Here is a 4175-nt window from a genome sequence, read left to right as displayed (position 1 = left end):
CAACGCACCCACGGCCAAATGCAACGCCACCAACGACGAACTACACGCGGTATCCACAGTGACCGCCGGACCCTGCAAACCCAAGGTGTAGGACACGCGCCCGGAGATCACGCTGGAGGCGTTGCCGGTGCCCAGGTAGCCGTCGAGGGCATCCAGACCGGGCGTCTGGTGGTGGTAGTCCGAGCCCATGGCGCCCAGGTAGACGCCGGTGCGGCTCCCCCGCAGAGTGTCGGGGCGGATGCCCGCGCGCTCCAGCGCCTCCCACCCGGTCTCCAGCACGAGCCGCTGCTGCGGGTCCATCGCCTGCGCCTCCCTGGCGGCGATGCCGAAGAACGGGGCGTCGAAGCGGTCGACGTCGTGCAAGAACCCGCCGTGGCGCACGTAGCTCTTGCCGATCGCCTCGGGATCGGGGTCGAAGACGTCGAGGGCGTCCCATCGGGCGGGGAACTCGCCGACGGCGTCGCCACCCGCGGACAGCAGCTCCCAGAACTCCTCGGGCGTGGTGATCCCGCCCGGCAGCCTGCACGCCATCGACAGCACGGCGATCGGGTCGTCGGCCGAGACCGCCGGTCCGGTCGTGCGGACTGCCCGCGGCGCGGCGGGGGCGAGCCGGTCGACCAGCAGATCGGCGAGCGCGGCCGGGGTGGGGTAGTCGAAGGCGAGCGTGGCGGGCAGCGCGACGCCGGTCGCCGCGGTGAGCCTGCCGCGCAGGTCGACCGCCATCTGCGAGTCCAGTCCCAGATCGGTGAGCCCCTGCCGCTCGCCGATCCGTCCCGGGTCCGGCAGGCCGAGGACCTCGGCCGCGGCCTGGCGAACGAGATCGACCAGCCGCCCCCTGCGCTCGGCGGGCGCCAACGCGGAAAGCGCGGCGGAGTCCGGGGCACCCGAGCGACGCGGCTTCGGGCGCACGAGCCCGCGCAGCAGCACGTGCGGAGCGGCTTGGTCTCGGTGCAGGGCCGCGAGGTCGAGCTTGATCGGCACGAGGTGGGGGCCGCCGTGCGCGAGCGCGTCGTCAAGCGCGCGCAGCCCCTCGTCGGTGGTGAACACGCCGAGCCCGGCCCGACGCAGACCGGTGCGCTCCACGTCGCTGAGCCCCCGGGTCATGCCCGCGCCCCGCTGCGCCCACATACCCCAGGACAGGCTGACAGCGGCCAGCCCGGCCGCGTGCCGGGCTGCGGCGAGCGCGTCGAGGTAGGCGTTGGCGGCGGCGTACCCGCCCTGCCCGGCGTTGCCCATCGCGCCCGCGGCGGAGGAGAACAGCACGAAGGCGGACAGGTCTCGGTGCGCGGTCAGCTCGTGCAGGTGCAGCGCGCCATCGGCCTTCGCGGCGAGCACTCCGGTGATCCGCTCGGCGGTCTGGTTGATGAGCAGCCCGTCGTCGAGCGCTCCGGCCAGGTGCCACACCGCCGTCAGGTTGTCCACTGTGGACAGAAGATCGGCGACGGCGCCGCGGTCCGCGACGTCACAGGTGACCACCCGGACAGTGGCTCCCGCCCTGCGAAGCTCGTCGGCGAGGTCGCTCGCACCCGGCGCGTCCGGCCCCAGGCGCGAGGTGAGCACCAGGTCCCGCACATCGTGCGCGTGGACCAGGTGCGCCGCGACGGCACGGCCCAAGTCGCCGGTGCCGCCGGTAACCAGCACCGTTCCGGGCGCGGCAGGCCGCACCGTGCGCGCGGGATCGACTCGGACCAGTCGGGGCCGGAGGACGCGGTTGCCGCGAACGGCCAGTTCGGGCTCGTCGGTGGCGGCGATCGCACGGTCGAGTGCGGTCTGGTCTGGCGACTCGACGTCGATCAGGCGCAGCGTGCGGTCCGGGTGTTCGGCGCGGGCGGTGCGCAACAGGCCCCAGAGCGCGGCGTGCGGTAAGCCGGTGATCCGGTCGCCGGGCTCGGCGGCGACGCTGTCGCGGGTCAGCCACACCAGCTCGGCGGCGGCCAAGGCCGGATCGGCGATGGTTCGGGCGAGGATGCGCAGGGCGTCGGCGCAGGCCGCGGCGGCGGTGGGGGACGGATCGACGGTCGTGTCGATCACCAGGCGCCGGATCGGGCCGTCGCCACCGTCGAGCACGGTGTCGAGGTCGGCGACGGCAGCGCGGACGGTGGTGGTGGCCTTCTCGGCCAGTCCCGAGACCGGCTGGAAGTCGACGCGGTAGAGATGGCTGGTGGTGCCCGGCACCTTGAGCTGCTCCGCGCTGGTCTCGCGCACCGACAGCCTGCCCGCCCGCAGCACTGGAGCCCCGGTGCCGTCCGCCAGCGTGATCGCGGCCGTGCCCTCCGCGACCAAGTCGACCCGGACCCGCAGTTCGGTGGCCGCGGTGGCGTGCAGGACGACGTCGGCCCACTCGAAGGGCAGCAGCACGCGGTCGCCGTCGGGGGCGACGGCGGCGAGGGCGTGCAGTGCGGCGTCGAGCAGAGCCGGGTGCACGCCATACCCGTCAACGGCGAGGCCGTCCGGGAGCACGACGGTGGCGTAGGCGGTGCGGCCGTCCCGCCAGAGTTCGCGCAGGCCGCGGAACGCGGGTCCGTAGCCGAGGCCCCGCGCGTCCAGGCGCTCGTACAGCCCGTCCAGGTGGACGGCTTCGGCGCCGGGCGGTGGCCACGTGCCGAGGTCGGCGGGCGTCGCCTGGACGTCGGCGAGGACACCGGTGGCGTGCAGTGTCCAGTCGGCGTCGTCGGACTCGGGCTGGCTGTACACCTCGATCTCGCGGGCGCCTGCCGCGCTCGGCGCGCCGATGCGGACCTGGAGGCGCACCGGGGATTCGGTCAGCGGCAGCGGCTGGGCGAGGGTCAGTTCGCCGACGCCGGTGGCGCCGACCACCCGCGCCGCGGCGATGGCGAGGTCGAGCAGCCCGGTGCCCGGAACCAGGACGACGCCATGGATGGCGTGGTCGGCCAGCCAGGCGTGGTCGGCGCGGGAGATCCGGCCGGTGAGGATCTGGCCGTCCCCGTCAGCCAGCGGGATGGCGGCGGCCAGCCACGGATGGTCCGCCTGCCGCAGGCCCGCCGCGGTGAGGTCGGCGTGGGCCGCGGCCCGCAGCCAGTAGCGCTCCCGCTGGAACGGGTAGGTGGGCAGGTCGACGCACTGGGTGGTGCCCAGGATGGCCGACCAGTCCAGCGCGACCCCGGCGGCGTACAAGGAGACCGCGGCCGGTGCTGGCGAGCCCCCGCGCGCGGGCGCGACGAACACTCCGGTGTCCACAGTGGACGCGGCCATTGCGGCCAGGGTGGCGTTCGGGCCGCATTCCAGGAATACCCCGGTGTCGGCGAGTGCGCGCACGGCATCGGCGAACCGCACGGTGCCACGGGCCTGCGCCGCCCAGTAAGCCGCGTCGACGCGGTCCAGCGGTTCCCCGGTCAGGGTGCTGACGATCGGGATGCGCGGCGAACGAAACTCGCAGGTGGCGGCGACGCGCTCGTACTCGCCGAGCATGGGGTCCATGTGGACGCTGTGGAAGGCGTGTGACACCCGCAGCCGCCGGGTCTTGCGGCCCTGCTCGGCGAAACGGCGGGCCACCTCGTCTACGGCATCGGCGTCCCCGCTGATCACAGTCTGGGTGGACGAGTTGATCCCGGCGATGGAGACCAGGTGGTCCACCTCGGCGAGGGCGGCCCGCACCTCGTCTTCGCCCGCCCGCACGGACAGCATCGCCCCGCCCTCGGGGCACGCCTGCATCAGCCGACCGCGGGCCGCGACGAGCCGGGCGGCGTCTGCCAGCGACAGCACGTCTGCGACATGCGCCGCCACCAACTCACCCACCGAATGGCCCGCGAGCGCCGACGCCCGCAGACCCCACGACTCCCACAGGCGGAACAGCGCCACCTCGAACGCGAACAGCGCGGGCTGCGTGTACTCCGTCTGGTGGATCAACTCGGACCCGCCCAGCACCAGTTCGGCCAGTGGCCGGTCCATGTGCTCGTCGAACGCCGCGCACACCTCGTCGAACGCGGCCCGGAACACCGGGTACCCGTCGTACAGCACCCGCCCCATCCCAGGTTCCTGGCTGCCCTGTCCGGTGAACAGCACCGCGACGCCCGGCGGCGCGGCAGTGGCGACCGGGCCGCTCTGGGCGAGTGCGCGCAGCCGGTCCGCTGCCTCAGCGGTCGTGGCGGCGACCACACCCGCCCGATAGTCGAAATGCGTACGCCGCAACGCCGCCGTACCCGCAACATCGGCAA

1 protein-coding gene is annotated in these 4175 nt (G+C 74.1%); it reads right to left on the bottom strand.

Annotated elements, in window-relative coordinates; genetic code table 11:
* Window positions 1-4175, bottom strand: a 4175-nt coding sequence (locus ACT4N7_RS28390) for an SDR family NAD(P)-dependent oxidoreductase (protein ID WP_444831950.1), incomplete at both ends; no start/stop codon positions are given.

The sequence above is a fragment of the Actinokineospora sp. genome, from assembly GCF_052390155.1.
In the GTDB taxonomy this organism is placed as follows: Bacteria; Actinomycetota; Actinomycetes; order Mycobacteriales; family Pseudonocardiaceae; genus Actinokineospora.
Note: the sequence above shows the minus strand (reverse complement) of the source record. Positions and strands in the feature narration are given on the sequence as shown.